The organism is Bradyrhizobium erythrophlei (assembly GCF_042430365.1).
In the GTDB taxonomy this organism is placed as follows: Bacteria; Pseudomonadota; Alphaproteobacteria; order Rhizobiales; family Xanthobacteraceae; genus Bradyrhizobium; species Bradyrhizobium erythrophlei.
Genome location: NZ_JBHMET010000195.1, coordinates 100,155 through 115,798, shown reverse-complemented (window position 1 = coordinate 115,798; position 15,644 = coordinate 100,155). Strand labels below are relative to the sequence as shown.

Sequence of the window (15,644 nt, the reverse complement as noted above, 5' to 3'; positions counted from 1 at the left end):
TGGCAATGGCCCCCGACATCCACCGCGTGTAGTCGGCATAACCTGGCTCTCGGCATAATGGCCAAGTTCGTGGAGTACAGTGCGGTGCCAATTGATCGGCTCGAAGTAGGCCGCTGGTGGCGGCACCTGGACAAAATCCTCTGTCGGCGCATAGAAGGCGCGGCTGCCGCCGATACGAAAGTCGATGCCGGTCGCCTTGATCAAGGCCTCGACCGTCGGCTCGATCATACCGGGTAACGATGGTGGCGTAGCGGTCGCAATTTCCGCGGGCAGCCCATCGCATTGATCGGTATTGAAGATGGTGAAGCGCTTCAAGAATGGAACGGCTTGCGCCTCTTCGCCCGTCTCGTACGCACGGCACTTTTCGTCAAGTGGCACGAAGCGATCGGCGTAGACGACGGTCGTGCCGCGTTCACCTTTGCGGACATGGCCGCCGAGCGCCAGCGCCTGGCGGAATGTGAGCCAGCTCTGGCCTGCGAATCCGCGCTCGAGGGCAGCACCCCAGAGGATCAGTATATTGATGCCGCTGTATTGCCTACTGGTTGCGGCGTTCTTCGGCATAGCCAACGGTGCCTTCGCCGCCGCAGCCTCCCATGGCTGAACCCAGGGAACGTGGCCGGCCTCCAGCTCGGCGATGATCTTGTCGGTGATTTCGTCATACAGGCTCACCCGGTTCTGGCCGGTGCACGCCCGAGGATGATGTTTGGACATCGCGGGTCTCCGCGACGGGCGCCGCGAGCCTCTCTCGCAACTTCCAACCCGTCACGGCCAGCCCGCGGCCGCACTCCTACTCTCTATGTCTGCCGCTCCCGCTTGCGCAGCGCCGGTGGCGATCTCTCCGGCTGCACCGCTCGCACCGCGTCAGGGATGGAAGCCCGAAGGGTGAAAACCCGGAGAAGCCGGATTTCAGCGCAGCCGACAGCCCGGCCCGTTAGGGAGACGTCGAGGCCCTGGGGCACAGACTCGCCAAGGGTTGCGGCCTTGCCCGGGAGATTCCACGGGACATCATGTCTGGGATGGAAGTTCGGGCGCTAACGACCGCAATTCAGAACGAGTTCAGCCCAGCAGAAACTGCGAAAACGTCATCAAACACCGCAGGGGAGCTTCATCGTATATAACGGTCTATATATAGACCATTATGCTTCCTTGTGGTCCATATATTAATCTTTAGTTCTGGAGCGACCCACCCTTGGCTTGAATATATATATATGGGATCATATATAGCTACTTATGGAAGATATAGATCAATGGACTCACCATATGAAATCTGGCGCACAAGATCTGATGCCTCTCTCGGTCCGGCGTTCGATTAAGAAATTGGGCGAGGATATCGCCCACGCCCGCAAAAAGCGGCGGCTTACCGTCGAGATGATGCTGGATCGTACTGGGCTTTCCAAGAATACCTATCGGCGGATCGAGGCTGGCGAGCCGACGGTGGCGATAGGGGCCTACGCCATGTGTCTACTGGCACTCGGCAACGCCCAGATTTTTGCGGATCTGCTCGATCAAAGCCGCGATGACGTCGGTCTTTTGTTGCAGACCGAACGGCTTCCCAAGCGTGTGCGCCTCAGGAAGGACGAGGCGGCGTAATGAAAGAAAAGCTGGACGTCCACCTCGACGACAAGACGATCGGTTCGCTCAGGTTCGAAGCCAGCGGCAACCGCCAAGCCTGCGCGTTCGAATACTCGCGGGATTGGCTGGTCCGCAAGGATCGGTTTCAGATCGACCCCGAACTGCCGCTGGTGGCTGGCCCGCAATATCCGACGAAATCGAAGGTCTCCGCGTTTTTTGGCTGCTTCGCCGATTCCGAACCCGACGGCTGGGCTGCGCTCGTCATCCGCCGCGACCACGCCAAACAACGAAAGGCGGCGGCCGCCGTCGGAGCACCGTTCGATGATCGTCCGCTGAACTCGCTCGACTACCTCTGCGCGGTCGACGATTTCAGCCGGATCGGGGCCCTCCGTCTCAGCGACAATGACGGGATCTTCGTCCGTTCACATGAGCCTGGCGAGCGCGCTGCGCCGCCGCTCATCGAGCTGGACGATCTCATCCGCGCCAGCAAGGCAGTCGAGAATGAAACGGAGACAGCAAGAGATCTACGCTTTCTGCTCGGCATCGGCACCTCGATCGGCGGGATGCGCCCCAAGGCGTCCATCCTCGACGAGCACGGGGCGCTATGCATCGGAAAGTTCCCGAGCGTGAATGACGAGCGCTCGATCGTGAAGGCCGAGGTGTTGGCGCTGAAGCTCGCTGAAAAGGCCGGCATTCAGGCTTCGGACGGGCGAGTGGTCACCACCGACGACGGAGTTAGCGTCGCGGTCGTGAAACGCTTCGACAGGCAGGGCGACAAGCGGCTCATGTATTGGTCCGCCCGAACTTTGCTCGGCGTGCGCGACGATCAGGAGCACACCTACACGGAGATTGCCGAGGCGATCATCCGCTCGGGCAACCGCGTCGAAGAGGATCTGCACCAGCTCTGGCGCCGTATCGTCTTCAACGTGCTCATTAGCAACGCGGACGACCATCTCAACAACCACGGCTTCCTGCATGTCGCCAATGGACGATGGCGTCTGTCGCCCGCCTTTGACATCAATCCCTTTCCGGAAAGGGCCAAGGTTCTCAAAACCTGGATCTCGGAGGAGGGCAACGAGGCAAGCATCGATCTCGCGATGTCGGCGGCCCGATATTTCAAGCTCAAAGAGGAGCGCGCCAAGCAAATTGTGGTCGAGGTCGAGAGCGCGGTCTCGCAATGGCGCGAAGTCGCACGCCAGCCGGAAATCGGCATGACCGCGCGAGAGTGCGATGCTTTCGAAGATGCTTTCGAGCATGAACAGCGCAAGATCGCAAGCGACCTCGCCAAGGACTCGACCGGCATCCGTCCGTGAGAAGGACCGGCCAATCCTCCCCGCTGCGGTTTGCCGCCGCCGAGCACGAACTGGGAGCAGCGATATTTAAGGCGGCGTCTGCCATTCCGACAAAGGGGGAGGCCTATTGCGGTTTCGACGTAAGGTGAACGACAGACCTGTCGGAACGAGCGCTGATAACTCACACGAATCACATGCCTCTCGATTAGCGGGCGAACACAGGCACAGCCGGCAATGTGCCCAGGGTTGGATGGCCCCATTGCCTGACGATCTGTCACACGCGCGTGCGATCATCTGGAGCGATCGAGTGCCCAACTATGTGTCGATCACTGCCACAGCGCTCCCAGCGCAACTGCGGCGCTTCGCCCGGTCAATCACCACCCATCACTTATTTACACTCTAGGCCAGCCGATTCCCGCACCAGCCATTGGCGTCCCTATTCTCTGCTGCTCTCTCGTGTTCCGATTCGAGAGTTCGCTTGACGAGAAAGTATGGACGCATGCTGTACACAAAAGACATCGAGAGCGAGTTGAGCTATCTGGGTCGGCCCTTTTCGAAATCTTGCACGAGGAAGGATGCTCTCGAAAGATGGTGCTATTTGTTGCGTTCAGCACTTAGACCGTTGAATCATTGACGCGCGAGCCGGCGCTCATGGCATCCCGCACAGCCCTTCCTGCCCGCTATCCACCCATCGGCACATGGCCTGCGCTCATGCGAGCCGACATGGCCGCAGCCTACCTGGATTATTGCGACACAGGCGAATTCACGCGCGCCGTGGCCCGCGGAGAGGCTCCACCGCCAACTGGCTATCACGGAATTGGTCGCGCTCGACAACCAGTCTGGTCGAAGGCCAGGATTGATAACTTCACCGCACCAAGCAGAGCCATGGATTCAGATGGATCAGAAGGTGAAGATTTGGCCTCTCTCGCATGAAAATATCCGCTCCTGCATTGAAGCTTCCCCGCTACTGCCGGCCAAAGCCTTTGAAGTGTGGTCGATGGGCATACTTTTTTGAACCGCCGACTTGGGCTCGCAAACAGGGCTGCCACGTCAAAGCTGAAGCGTTAGGGGAGGACTTTGTGACTGCCGTAGACCGAGCCGAGAATGTCCTATTGCCCGCCTTCGACAGTTGGCGCTCCGGAGGATTGACCGACATGGTCCCAGCTTCGCCTGTGCCCGGCACTTTCGATTGGCTCGTTGGCATTTTCAAAGCACATCAGAAATGGAAAGAGATCGATCACAAAACTCAGCGCCTATACGAACAAGGTTTGGCGCTCTTTGCCAACCACAAACTGAAGGACGGTAGCCGCGCGGGCTCGAAGCAGATTTCTGACTTCACCAAAGCATTTGTCGACGCGGTCTATGCGAAGTTGCTCGTTGTGGAACGTAAGGACGCGGATGGCAACTTCATCAAGCGCGAGCGGCGACGCTTCGCAAATGCAGCCATGGCTGCCTGTAGGCGAGCGTGGTTTGTTGGTCAGCGTGCTCAAGAGACGATAGTGCCAGCGATCAATCCATTCTCGCGGATGGGACTGAAATCCCGCGCGCCTGGCCAGCCTAAGCCAGAGACACCCACGGCGACTTGGGACGAACTTGTCGCATTCAGGCAGGCTGCGAGGAAGCTCGGATACAACTCGATCGGAACGGCCGCCTTGCTGACTTGGGAGTGGTTGCAGCGCGAGGAACACGTGTTCGGCGCCTTCGAAATCGCGCATTATCGGCCGAAAAGGCGACCAAACAGCGTGAGGGTCGTGCATCCGAAGAATGACGAAGAAGTCTGGTGGCCCCTTTTCGACGAAACCGGCGAGCTTCTTTTCCCCGAGCTGATGGCGGAGCTCGACGCTATCAAACAGTCGGTCGTTTCCGGACTGGCCTTTCGGCGCGATCACGCGCATCGCAGATCACACGTTCCGCTCCCATGGATCACCGAACGCAAGGATCTGCGTTACCTCCGGCGCGTCGTCAAAAAGATAGTCGCAGCAGCGGGCCTCCGAAACGAGCTCTCATTTACTTCGTTTCGTCACGGTGGCTTCACCGAAGGCGCAGATAGCCGTCTCACGGATGCCGAATTGCGGGCTGCGGGCCGTCATCGCTCGAATCAGATGCTGATAAATTATGCCAAGGGCACACGTAAACAGCTGATTGAAGTGTCCAGGAAACGCCGGGAGGAGCGAGCTAGAACAGTCCCTTTGTCAGAAGGCGCGCTCGCGTCTCACCCTCCGATGGCAGACCATTCATGATCGGCGAGTTCATAGCGCATGCTTCGAAGCCCCCCAGCTTGGGAATTTCAATCACAGGCGTCCGGCCAAACACAATGCTCCGATGCGCGGCAGCATGGTGTCGCCGCCATGCCCAACGACGAGCAACAGCGCCTCAGTCGCCGCGCGCCATCTCGGTGCGTCGTGCTCGCGCTTCGGCGAGCGGGTGATGTCATTAGCCGTCCGTTAAGAAGCCCATTTGAGCGCAGCTGTGGCGGCGAGCGGTCGCATCAAAGCGTTGAGGATCAGGCGCAGCACGACGAGCCCATTCGGCAGTCGGATGTCGCTTAGAAGGGGCAGACATCCTCATGCAGGAGTGGACCGCGTTTTATCCACACGCGCGCCCCCTCGTAAGACGCCTGGGCATGCAGAGCCACGCCCGCCGGCAGGCGGCCCCAGGCTTGCGGCTCCAATGTCTCGCCGCCCACCGTCAGGCCGCCGCTAAGGAGCAGAAACTCCAAACCTTTGGTGTTTTCGACCTTGACGCTGCCTCCCGCCTGCCAATCTTCGAACCGCACTTCCTCATGTCCGTCGTCGAATAGGATTGTTGCGGCCGTTGCGCCGGCTCGGGGAGGAACTTGCTGTCCTTCGCCCGGTTGGCGTACGGTCTGGGCTCGGTCATCCGCACGAAACTGCCAGAGGCGAACGAAGATCGTGCATCCGTCCTTCGAGGCGGGTACATGCGAAGTACCTGGCGGGTTGCGGATATACGCGCCAGCCGGATAGTGGCCATGTTCGTCCTGAAAAACGCCGTCGAGGACCACGAATTCCTCGCCACCGGTGTGGGTATGGCGCGGAAAGGCGCTGGCCGGCGCATAACGCACGATCGAGGTGGCGCGGGCCTTTTCCTCGCCGATACGGAACAGCATGCGCCGGTGAACACCTGGGGCAGGGCTAGGAACCCAGTCTTGCCTGGCTGCATGGACGATGACGGGACGGGTGAAATCATCGTTGATGCGCATGGTCAAAGCTCCGCTGGTTCACCATCGATAAGCATTTCGATGCCCAGAAGGATGCGTCCGCCCAGCCCGATTGCGGGCTTCAAAGAACCTGGACGCCGATGCCGCCGGCCGAACAAGCAAGCGTCCTGCATAGAGGTCGGCGAGACCACCACCGACGATGGCGACAGAGGTTTGCATCGTCCTATCTCGGGGATCGAAGCGGGCCGGCCGGCCGACGCCGTTACGCGGATCCGCCGCCATAGGTAAGGTATTTCCAGAGGTCTGTGTAGGGCGGCGGCAAGTACGATTGGCTTAAAAGCTGGAGACTGACCGCTGGCTAAGCGCTTGGGAACGGCTAAGGACCGCCGAAGGCCCGTGCGAGAGGCGAAGGATCGGGAGGGTTTTGCTTTCGTCGCGCGGCGCCAGCGTGAGCCAGTTGCGAGGATCCTGAACCGCTAGCTCAAGAATTCCGCCGTACCTCCCACAGATACTTCCGCCGCGCCGAAGGCAGGGGGCACCCCGGGCGCGTCGAGTTGCGCATTGAGCACGATGTTCTTTGCGGCGTCACTCCGCGCATGTTGGTGTGGTGGGGTGGCGCTGCCGCTGAGCACCAAGATCGATCGCATCGGGAACAACGCCGCGATCTTCGACTTTGAGCTTTCATCGGAAGAGATGGCAACGATCGGCGCGCTCACGCGACCGGGAAGCCGAATTATCAGCGCTTCCGGTCTTGCACGGGACTGGGGGCATATAGGGAGCAACAGGCATGAACATCTTCCTGACCGGCGCCAGCGGCTTTATCGGCGGTACCGTCGCCCTCCGGTTGAAGGCATCGGGCCATCGGATTCGCGGCCTGGTGCGGTCGCCCGAGAAGGCGGCGCGGCTGCAGGCGCTCGGCATCGAGCCGGTGCTCGGCGATCTCTCGGACACCGCGCTGCTGGCGCAGGAGGCGAAGGCGGCGGATGCGGTGGTCAATGCCGCCAGCTCCGACGATCGGTCCGCGGTCGACGCCTTCCTTGATGCCCTCGGCGGCAGCGGCAAGCCGTTCCTACACACGAGCGGCACCAGCGTTTTGGCCGACGACGCCCGCGGCGACCGGGCCTCGGACCGGATCTATGACGAGGACACGCCGATTGAGCCGGTGCCGGCCAAGGCGGCGCGCGTCGCCATCGATCGGCTGATCATCGACGCCGCCGGCGGCGGTTTACGGTCCGTCGTGCTGTGCAACAGCCTGATCTACGGTACCGGTCGCGGGCTGCACTCCGACAGCGTGCAGATCCCGGCCTTGGTCGCACAGGCGCGGCAGACTGGGATCGTCCGCCATGTCGGGCGCGGCCGGAACATCTGGTCGAACGTGCATGTGGAGGACATGGCCGAGCTCTACGCCCTGGCGCTGGACCGCGCCCCGGCCGGCGCCTTCTACTATGTCGAGAACGGCGAAGCCTCCTTCGCCGAGGCCACAGCGGCGATCGCCCGGCGCCTCGGTCTCGGCGCGCCGCAGCCCTGGCCGATCGACGACGCCATCGCCGCGCTGGGCTTCGGCCACGCCGTCTATTCGCTGGGCTCGAACAGCCGGGTGCGCGGCAGGCGCGCGCGGGCGGAGCTGGATTGGTCGCCCAAGCACGCTTCGTTGACCGGCTGGATCGAGAACGAAATGCCGGTGCGCTGATGCGCCCCTGCGTCGCGCCGCCGTCTTCCAAGATTTTCAAGCGCGCGAAGCCTGCCGATCTGCCGGTCGCGCGGCCGACTAAGACCGCGAAGGTGCTTGGTCTTACCGTGCCACGACGCTGCCCTCCCGCGCCGACGAGCTGATCGAATAGAGCTGCTTGCTGCGGTGCATGGGTCCGGAAATGGCACTTTTGCGAAGTACCAACCGGCTCTGACCGTGCGTGCTAAGGCTCAGCACGAAAATGGCCGACTATTTGACCGCGCCGCCTGTGATGCCACTGATGAAGCGGTCCAAAAAGAGATTGTAAGCGATCGCCACCGCGCTGGAAATATGCGCCGCGCCCATCAATTCGCCCCAATAAAAAATATCTCCGCGGATCAAATCTGTCGCGACTCCCAAAGTAACGGGCTTCTCGCTGGAAGAGGAGATGAAGGTCAGCAGAAACAACTTCGGTGCGCCAAGCCACTGGCGTTATGAGTACACCGCCTCATTCTTCAAAGGTCAGGCAATAGAGCTAGTTTCTCGTCAAAGGGGGCTTACGATCGAGCCCCGCGCCTACCGTCCGGGCCAGGACGGCTTGCGCTTCTCGCCGAACGCCTTGAGGCCTTCCTTGGCGTCCTCGGTCATCGCCAGCAGCGCGATCTGGCTTTCGGTGTAGGCGATGCTCTCATCGAACGACATCGAGGCGATCGCGCGCATGGCGTATTTGCCGCGGCGGATCGCGGTCGGCGACTTGTCGACGATGCGGCCGATCAGCCACTCGACCTTGGCATCGAGCTCGGCCGCCGGTTCGACATAGTTCAGGAGACCTGCGGCTTGCGCGGTCCTGGCATCGAAGGGCTCGCCGGTCAGCGCCCATTCGTTGACGAGGCGTGGCGGCGCGATCGATTGCAGGAGGCTCATCACCTGCATCGGGAACACGCCGACCTTTACCTCAGGCAATCCGAAGATGACGTTGTCGGCAGCGATGGCCATATCGGTCATGCACAACAGACCCATGCCGCCCGCCATGCACACGCCGCCGACGCGCGCGATCGCCGGCTTGGTGGAGTTCTGCGACAGCCGTAGCAGATCGGCGTAATCGACATTGGGGCGCGAAAAATCCATCGAGAAGGCCGCGCCGCTGTTCTGCAGATCGGCGCCGGCGCAGAACGCCTTGTCGCCCGCGCCCGTCAGCACGATGACGCGCACGTCCTTGTCGTCGTGCGCGTCGCGATAGCCCTTGGCGATGCCCGCGATCACGCCGGCATTGAGCGCGTTGCGCTTGTCCGGCCGGTTGATCGTGATCCAGAAGGCCTGGCCGCGCTTCTCCAGGATAACGCTGCTGCTGTCGGTCATGTGTCCCGCCTATCGCTGTTTTCAGCGCTCATTTGCGGCAGGATCGGCGCCGACTGCAAGCAGGAATTATGCTGGCAGCGCTGCCTTCTTCACCCAGACCTTGTTGTCGTGGAACGCGGCACCGCCGACCGGCGCGACGACATCAGCCCCGATCAGGGTATTGATACCGCGACCACCGATATGCGCCTTGTTCGGGTGGATGGATTCTGCGATCACGACGCCTCGACGCAAGCCATCGAACAATTTCGCCGTCAGCGTCGTCTCACCGCGCATATTGCCGAGCGTCACCGCGTCGCCATCGGCAATCGAAAGCACCGCCGCGTCGTCCGGATGGATCATCACGGTCGGCACGCCTTCGCGCGCCTGCGATCCCGGCGTCTCGTTGAAGCTCGTGTTGAGGTAGCTGCGCGACGGCGAGGTCGCGAGCCGGAACGGATGCGCTTCGTCGGCTTCCTCGATGATGGTCCAATGGTCGGGCAGCGACGGCATCTGCTGCCACGGACCAAGGCCCGGATTGCCGAACGGCGGATTGGCCCAATCGGCCTTGAAGTGGAACTTCTTGTCGGCGTGCGCGAAGCCGTCGAGATAATGCGAGGTGCGGAAATCCGGCTGCAGGTCACGCCAGACATCGGCCTCGAGGCCCGCGATGTCACCATGACCGCTCTTCTTCAGCGTCACGTCGATCAGTTCGCGCGGCGACATCTCGAATCCCGGATGCACCGCATTCAGGCGCCGACCGAGCGCCTGGATCACCTGATGGTTGGTGCGGCATTCGCCGGGAGGATCGATCAACTTCGGGCCGACCGAAATGTGCTGATGGCCGCCGCCGTAATAGAGGTCGTCATGTTCCATGAACATCGTCGCAGGCAGGACGATGTCGGCCATCGCCGCCGTCTCGGTCATGAACTGCTCATGCACGGCGACGAACAGGTCTTCGCGCGCAAAGCCCTGGCGCACCAAGGTCTGCTCGGGCGCTACCGTCATCGGGTTGGTGTTCTGAATCAGCATCGCCTTGACCGGCGGACCGCCCTTCAGGGATTCGGCGTCGCCGGTGAGGATGCGCCCGATCTTCGATTGATCGAGCCAGCGCGTCGAGCGGTCGATCGCGTCGTGGCCCTCGATCACGGATTCATTGAAGCGCCAGATCGCGGCGTTGTTGAAGAACGCGCCGCCGCCCTCATACTGCCAGGCCCCGGTCACCGCCGGGATGCACAGCGCGGCGTGCATCTGCGCCGCGCCGTTGCGGCTGCGGGTGAAGCCGTAACCCAGCCGGAAGAACGACCGCTTGGTCTCGCCGACCAGGCGCGCGAATGCCTCGATCTCTTCCACCGGCACGCCCGAAATCGCCGACGCCCATTCCGGCGTGCGGGTCTTGAGATGGGCTTCAAGCTCGCCCGGACAGTCGGTGTATTTTTCCATGTACGCCCGATCCGCGTAGCCTTCGCGGAACAGCACATGCATGACGCCGCAGGCGAAGGCGGCATCCGTGCCGGGGCGCAGGATGATCTTGATATCCGCCTGCTTCATCGTGTCGTTGTTGTAGATGTCGACCGCCGCGATCTTGGCGCCCCGCTCCTTGCGCGCGCGCATCGCATGGGTCATCACGTTGACTTGGGTGTTCACCGGATTGGTGCCCCAGATCACGACGAGGTCGGAGACGCCCATCTCGCGCGGATCGACGCCGGCGATCTTGCCGGTGCCGATGGAAAAGCCGACGCGCGCGATGTTGGCGCAGATCGTCGAGTAAAAGCGGGAGTACTTCTTGACATGCGACAGACGGTTGATGCCGTCTCGCATCACGAGGCCCATCGTGCCGGCATAGTAATAGGGCCAGACCGATTGCGCGCCGAACTCGCGCTCGGCCGCATCGAACCGCGTGGCGATTTCGTCAAGCGCCTCGTCCCACGAGATCCGCGCGAACTGCCCCGAGCCCTTCGGTCCCGTCCGGCGCATCGGATGCATCAGCCGGTCAGGGTGATGAATCCGCTCGGCGTAGCGGGCGACCTTGGCGCAGACGACGCCGGCTGTGTAGGTCTGCTGCTTGGAGCCACGGACCCGGCCGATCGAGCGGCCGTCGATCACTTCGATATCGAGCGCACATGCCGAAGGGCAATCGTGCGGACAGGTGGAATGGCCGATCTCGACCTTGGCATGCTGGTTCATGGCGCAACAGGTAACATCAAATGACCTATTCGCCGAGGCTCTTTATCGGCTTGTTTCGTGCGAAAACCGTGCACAAGCCATGCGTCAGCCGCCCAGATAGGCCCCGCCACTGGCGTGGATCGCCTGACCGTTGATGTAACGCGCGCCCGGCCCGCAGAGGAAACGCACGGCGGCCGCGACATCCTCCGGTCGGCCCTTCGCGCCGGTAATGGTCTGGTGGCGCAAATGGTGCGCCGGCTCGGGCCCACCCTTTGGCCTTGGCGTACCGATCAGGCCCGGAACGACGCAGTTCACGGTAATGCCATCGTCCGCAAGGTCATGCGCAAGCGCGCGGGTGAAGCCGATGATCCCGGCCTTGGCCGTCACCACATGGGCGCGGTTCCTTGCCCCGGTATGCGCGCTCAGGCCGCCGATGTTGACGATGGTCCCCGCCCTGCTCTGCCGCAGCGCCGGAAGGCAGGCTTTAACGCAGTGAAAGGCGCCATCAAGGGTGACATCGAGGATGTCGCGCCACGCTGCATAGTCCATTTCGGCGAACGGCTTTTCCTGCCGCAACGCAGCGTTGTTGACGAGGATGTCGATCCCGCCAAGCTGCTGCATCGCAGCGTCGGCCATCGCCTGCGCTGAAGATGCATCGGCAACGCTGCCAAGATGCGCGATTGCCTTGCCGCCGGCGGCTTCGATCTCGCGCACCACCGCATCGGCTTCCGCGCGGTTGGCGCGCGCATTGACCAACACCGCGGCGCCGCCATCGGCCAGGGCCAGCGCGATGGCACGACCGATATTGCGGCCGGCGCCGGTGACGATTGCGACCTTGCCCGCGAGCTCTCCGGTCATAAGCACCTACCCGCGCAGGGGTGACAGATCGATGCGACCATCATACAGCCTTGCCACCAGCTTCAACGCCGCGTCGCTCTGCGTCATGCTCCAGCCGCCATGCGCGACATTGAGGACGAATTTGTCGATCAGATCCTGACGCGTCAACGGCTCCTGCGAGCCGCCGCGCAGATGGGGCTGCCGTTCCTCGACCACGCTGCCATCCCGGAGCGTTGCGCGGATATGGCCAGTGTAGTTGCTTGGATAGGGATTATTGGGATCGACGACGAACGTCACCCTGGCCGCCAGCTCCAGCACCCGCGCATCGCGGATCGCAGCCTCCGTGAACGCTCCGAGGCCCACGCCGCCATGCACAAAGCCGGTTGCGAGCAGATAGGGTGTTGCGAACTTGGCCGCGTAACCATTGGGCGGACGCTGCTTGTCGGCGAGCGGCTCCCAAAGCCGATGCACCGTCCCTTCCGCGACTTCGCAGACGATCGCTGTGACGTCCTCGGGCCTGATGCCGCGCGCCGCCAGCCGTCGCGCACAATCGATATAGGGCTGCGCCATCGTCCCGCACGGATACGGCTTGAAGGCGAGCGTATCGGTGACCCATCGCTCGCCGAAACCTCCGATCAGCGCGTCGTAGTCTCCCTGTGCGGTGTGCGCGAAGCCATGAAACAGCCCGTGGACGCCCTCGAACACCGTACGCGGACCGACGAACCCGCCGCGCGCCAATAGCGCCGCGCGGATTCCGGATTGCGCCGCCCAGCCGATGTGCAAACGCTTGGTCCAGGCGCCCTCGGCGAGATACTCGATGATGCCGCCCGCCATGCTGCCGGCGATGCCGAGTGCATCGACGATCTGCCGGGCGTTGAGCCCAAGCGCCGCACCGACCCCGGCCGCCGCGCCCATCGCGCCGAAAATCGCGGTCGGATGGAAGCCCGCCTTGTGCACGGCTTTCGGCACTACGAGACTGAGCCGGCACAGCACCTCCGTGCCGACCGCAATCCCGATCAGCGCCATGCGGCCGTCGGGATTGTGTCGCTCGCACGCCGCGAATACCGCGGGCACGATCACGGCACCGGCATGCACCGGGCCGCCCACAAACGTGTCGTCAAAATCCTCGCCATGCGCCGCGGTGCCGTTGACGAAGGCGGCACCAGCTGCATTCAGCGTCCGCACCTGCCCGATCACCGTGCAGGGACCGTCGTCGTCGCAACCGGCGAGCGCGCTCCTGATGTAGTCCTCATTGCGCGCCGTGACGCAGAGACCGACGATGTCGATCAGGAGGTCCCGGCACTTCCGCGTCGTGACCGCCGGGAGCACGCCCGGCTTCAGCGCGACGATCTTCTCAGCCAGCGTTTCAGAAACAGACATGCCGGCAGACCTCATGCCTTCAGACACGAAAGATGCGCGTGTAGCGCGCCTTGATTGCTTCGCCCTCCCGCTCCACGGCTGCCGCATCATCCTTCATCGTCTTGATGTCCTTGAGCGGCTTGCGGCTGGCCTTCTCCTGGGTCTGCGCGTGCACCGACCGCAGGCCACCGACATCGATGATAAGCTGCTGCGCCTCGCGGCCGAGTGCGAACGACTGGAACAGCCTGGCCGCATTGGGATGCGGGCAATCCTTGAAGATGCCGTTCGGCCCGATGATCAGCGGCGAGCCTTCGGTCGCATAGACCGGCTCGACCGGGCGGCCGGCCTCCTTCATCTGGAAGATGTTGTATTCGTTGCCATCGGCCATCACGGCACGTTCACCGAGATCGAGCTTCTTCGGCGGATCCGCCGACGACTGCACCTGCATGATATTCTGCTTCGCGAGCTTCTCGAAATAGCTCCAGCCGAGATCACGCTGCATCTGATAGGTCGCGGTCATGATGGTGCCGCTGTAGCCCGGATGCGCCTTGACGATCTTGCCCTTCCATTTGGGATCGAGCAGATCGGCAAAACTCTTCGGCGCATCCTCCGTCTTCACCAGATTGGTGTTGTAGGCGATGATCGAGAGCCAGACGCGGAAGCTCGCGAACTGGCCGTCCGGATCGCGATGCTCCTCTGGATAGAATTTTGCGACCTCTTCGGGAACGTAGGGCGCGAGAATGCCGTCTCGCTTCCACACGATGAAATGCGCGGCGTCGGAGGAATTGACGACATCGACGGCGTGGATGTTGCTGGAATATTCCTGGCCGATACGCTGGAAGACACGCTCGGCGCCGGTGCGCTCGACGCGCACAGCAATGCCGGGGTATCTCGCTTCAAACGCTTTGGCGAGCTTCTCCGCGACCGGAAGATCGGTCGAGGTGTAGTAGATGACCTGCCCTTCCCGCTTCGCCGCCTCGATCAGGGTTGATGTGACCAGCTCCGCCGGCGGCGCGGCAGCGGCGACCCGCGTGGAGAAGGCAGCACCCACGAGCGCCGCGCCGGCACCCTTCAGCACAACGCGGCGCGACATGCCAAGACGGTTCCTCATGTGCTCCCCGCGCTTGATGGCGAAGTTGGGGACACCGTCCCCTGTCCTTTATTCCCATGCGGGAGACGGAGTCCGGCGTCGACAGCGGCTTCAGGTTGCAGCTAGACTTGGCATCAAGAAACAAGACTAAAGTCGAGGGAGACGGTCGATGGCGGGCTCACGGTTCGCGCTGGCCCTGGTTGCGGCTCTGCTGACCGTCCCGATTGCCGGCTCGCATGCGGATGCCGAGGATTATCCGACGCGGCCGGTCAAGATCATCGTGCCCTTTGGCCCCGGAGGGCCGGCCGATGTCACCGCGCGCCAGATCGGCAGCATCCTGCAGGAAGGCTTCGGCCAGCCCTTCGTGGTCGAGAACCGCACCGGCGCCGGCGGCGTCATCGGCACGCTCGAGGTCGCAAAGGCCTCACCCGACGGCTACACGCTGCTGATGATGTCGAATACCCAGACTGCCAATGAATCGCTGGTGCCCCAGCGCAAATATGAGCTGATGCGCGACCTCGCGCCGATCGCACCGCTGAACTCCTCCGACCTCGTGATCGTGGTCCACCCGGCCGTGGCGGCGAAGACGCTGCAGGAGTTCATCGCGCTTGCAAAAGCGCAACCGGGCAAGCTGAACTACGCATCGTCCGGCCAGGGCACGCCCTATCACATGGCCGGCGAACTCTTCAAAGCGATGGCCGGCATCGACCTCCTGCACGTGCCCTACCGCAACAGCGGCGAAGCGCGCAGCAGCGTGATCGGCGGCCAGGTCCAGATGATGATCGACGCGGTGACCACGATGGCGCCGAACGTCGCCGAAAACCAGGTCCGCGCCCTCGCGACCACCGGCAAGACCCCCTCGGCGGTCCTGCCCGGCGTGCCGACGGCGATCGAAGCCGGGGTCGGCGGCTACGAGGCGACGATCTGGCTCGGCCTGATGGCGCCGGCCGGCACGCCGAGGCCCGTGATCGACAAGCTCAACGGCGCCGTGAACGCCGCGATCAAGCGGCCTGACATCGTCAAGCTCTGGACCGCCCAGGGTGCCGTGCCGATGGCGATGTCGCCTGAAGAATTCGACAGGTTCCTGCGCGGCGATATTGCGAAATGGGCCGAGGTCGTCAAAAGGTTCGACAAGACCCAGTAAAC

Annotated in this window: 14 protein-coding genes; 5 read left to right on the top strand and 9 right to left on the bottom strand. The window is 62.7% G+C overall.

Features of this window, described 5'->3' with window-relative positions:
• Nucleotides 1-711 (bottom strand): ArdC family protein (locus tag ACFFWD_RS28220; RefSeq protein ID WP_376970819.1); only part of this gene is annotated, 711 nt, incomplete at its 3' end.
• Between the two features lie 549 nt (nt 712-1,260).
• Between ACFFWD_RS28220 and ACFFWD_RS28215 the strand changes: the two genes are divergently transcribed.
• The 3 genes from ACFFWD_RS28215 to ACFFWD_RS28205 all read left to right on the top strand — a co-directional run bounded on the left by ACFFWD_RS28215 (nt 1,261) and on the right by ACFFWD_RS28205 (nt 5,104).
• Nucleotides 1,261-1,590, top strand: coding sequence for a hypothetical protein (locus ACFFWD_RS28215; RefSeq protein ID WP_376970817.1), 330 nt, complete (start codon nt 1,261-1,263; stop codon nt 1,588-1,590).
• Entirely contained in the window at nt 1,590-2,885 is a 1,296-nt protein-coding gene (locus tag ACFFWD_RS28210; RefSeq protein ID WP_376970815.1) for a type II toxin-antitoxin system HipA family toxin, read from the top strand. The genes ACFFWD_RS28215 and ACFFWD_RS28210 overlap by 1 nt, the downstream gene beginning before the upstream one ends.
• 1,058 nt (nt 2,886-3,943) lie before the next feature.
• A complete protein-coding gene (locus tag ACFFWD_RS28205; protein ID WP_376970813.1) occupies nt 3,944-5,104 on the top strand; it encodes a site-specific integrase in 1,161 nt (386 codons plus the stop codon).
• A gap of 305 nt (nt 5,105-5,409) precedes the next feature.
• Here ACFFWD_RS28205 and ACFFWD_RS28200 read toward each other — a convergent pair whose 3' ends face one another.
• Together ACFFWD_RS28200 and ACFFWD_RS28195 are read right to left on the bottom strand one after the other, a co-directional pair.
• Nucleotides 5,410-6,084 carry a cupin domain-containing protein gene (locus ACFFWD_RS28200; RefSeq protein WP_376970811.1) on the bottom strand — a complete coding sequence of 225 codons (675 nt, stop codon included), beginning with the start codon at nt 6,082-6,084 and terminating at the stop codon, nt 5,410-5,412.
• 434 nt (nt 6,085-6,518) lie between these two features.
• Complete coding sequence (locus tag ACFFWD_RS28195) at nt 6,519-6,758, bottom strand: hypothetical protein (RefSeq protein WP_376970809.1); 240 nt, start codon at nt 6,756-6,758, stop codon at nt 6,519-6,521.
• Between the two features lie 71 nt (nt 6,759-6,829).
• Between ACFFWD_RS28195 and ACFFWD_RS28190 the strand changes: the two genes are divergently transcribed.
• On the top strand, nt 6,830-7,732 hold the full coding sequence (locus tag ACFFWD_RS28190; protein WP_376970807.1) for an NAD-dependent epimerase/dehydratase family protein: 903 nt from the start codon (nt 6,830-6,832) through the stop codon (nt 7,730-7,732).
• Between the two features lie 249 nt (nt 7,733-7,981).
• Here the strand turns inward: ACFFWD_RS28190 and ACFFWD_RS28185 are convergent, their stop codons facing one another.
• From ACFFWD_RS28185 to ACFFWD_RS28160, 6 genes are all read right to left on the bottom strand, one after another.
• Nucleotides 7,982-8,179: an ABC transporter permease family protein gene (locus ACFFWD_RS28185; RefSeq protein ID WP_376970805.1), complete on the bottom strand. Its 198-nt coding sequence runs from the start codon at nt 8,177-8,179 to the stop codon at nt 7,982-7,984.
• 108 nt (nt 8,180-8,287) lie between these two features.
• Nucleotides 8,288-9,070 carry an enoyl-CoA hydratase/isomerase family protein gene (locus ACFFWD_RS28180; protein ID WP_376970803.1) on the bottom strand — a complete coding sequence of 261 codons (783 nt, stop codon included), beginning with the start codon at nt 9,068-9,070 and terminating at the stop codon, nt 8,288-8,290.
• A 66-nt stretch (nt 9,071-9,136) separates the two neighbouring features.
• Nucleotides 9,137-11,233: a molybdopterin oxidoreductase family protein gene (locus ACFFWD_RS28175; protein ID WP_376970801.1), complete on the bottom strand. Its 2,097-nt coding sequence runs from the start codon at nt 11,231-11,233 to the stop codon at nt 9,137-9,139.
• A gap of 84 nt (nt 11,234-11,317) precedes the next feature.
• Nucleotides 11,318-12,070, bottom strand: coding sequence for an SDR family NAD(P)-dependent oxidoreductase (locus tag ACFFWD_RS28170; protein WP_376970799.1), 753 nt, complete (start codon nt 12,068-12,070; stop codon nt 11,318-11,320).
• A 6-nt stretch (nt 12,071-12,076) separates the two neighbouring features.
• Nucleotides 12,077-13,429, bottom strand: a complete 1,353-nt coding sequence (locus ACFFWD_RS28165) for an MmgE/PrpD family protein (RefSeq protein WP_376970797.1) — start codon at nt 13,427-13,429, stop codon at nt 12,077-12,079.
• 19 nt (nt 13,430-13,448) lie between these two features.
• Nucleotides 13,449-14,501, bottom strand: coding sequence for an ABC transporter substrate-binding protein (locus ACFFWD_RS28160; protein WP_376970795.1), 1,053 nt, complete (start codon nt 14,499-14,501; stop codon nt 13,449-13,451).
• Nucleotides 14,502-14,667: 166 nt separating this feature from the next.
• Here ACFFWD_RS28160 and ACFFWD_RS28155 point away from each other — a divergent pair, with 166 nt between their 5' ends.
• Entirely contained in the window at nt 14,668-15,642 is a 975-nt protein-coding gene (locus tag ACFFWD_RS28155; protein ID WP_376970793.1) for a tripartite tricarboxylate transporter substrate binding protein, read from the top strand.
• The last annotated feature ends 2 nt before the right edge of the window (nt 15,643-15,644 follow it).